This window comes from Bathymodiolus azoricus thioautotrophic gill symbiont, from assembly GCF_001298715.1.
Lineage (GTDB): Bacteria > Pseudomonadota > Gammaproteobacteria > PS1 > Pseudothioglobaceae > Thiodubiliella.
In genome coordinates this window covers 1-872 of the sequence record NZ_CDSC02000334.1, presented here as the reverse complement: position 1 = coordinate 872, position 872 = coordinate 1, and the positions used below count along the sequence as shown (strand labels likewise).

1 protein-coding gene is annotated in these 872 nt (G+C 31.2%); it reads right to left on the bottom strand.

Annotated features, from left to right (window positions below):
• Positions 1-665 precede the first annotated feature (665 nt).
• The coding region (locus BAZSYMA_RS10225) for a hypothetical protein (RefSeq protein WP_206599451.1) at positions 666-872 on the bottom strand (207 nt) is incomplete at its 5' end.

Below are 872 nucleotides of genomic sequence, written 5' to 3'. Positions count from 1 at the left end.
GAAACAGAAATGAAAAAAGAAAATGAGAAAAAAAATGCTGGTGAAGGGAGGTAACTACATGTAATAAAAAAACAAAGACAAAGTGTAAATACAAATCAAATACAAGTATAGCCTAAAAAAGTTGCCACAATTTATGACCTAATTTATTTAGGTTCAATCAGGTCATGTGATCACCAGTATTTGAGTTTCATTGGTTGACTGTGAATGAGGGAATACACAATATCAATGATGATTTTGAATTCAATAAAGTAAAAGATCTTTCTTTACATAATAAATAATTAAATATAGTAAAGTCAACACATCTGATAGGAAAAGCCATCATTTCTTTTTAATTACCTGTAATCCAGAATTTTTGTTTCAAGGTGGCAGCATCAAATACACATATTTTTTCTTTGAATACAACTACAACTACCCTGTATAAAAATAAAAACTAATATTTATTAAAGTCAACAAAACTCCGGTAAGAATTGTCGAAATATTAATACACATACATACCACACCCTAGCTTCAATCTGACTTTTCATTCACAAGTTATCATCCGGAAACCAATTTGGGACGGACACACAATACACATTACTATAGTCCCCCTTCAACAAAGCATCGGGGGACAATAAATAAATCAGTGTGATTGCTGAACTAGTAATATGCAAATAGCTACTGAGAATTTAGAAGAAAAATTTGGTTGTAGTAATGGAAGACTTCTTTGACTGATAAGTACTGTAATCAGATAGGAATGATACCAATACCATTTCTAACAAATTTACCAGTAGGTCAAAAGGTAAACATGAGATTTCTTTTTTAAAATATTTGTCTGGTGGCAGTTTTATATGGCACAGCATGTGCACCATATTTTGCATCTTTGGACCAGAAAC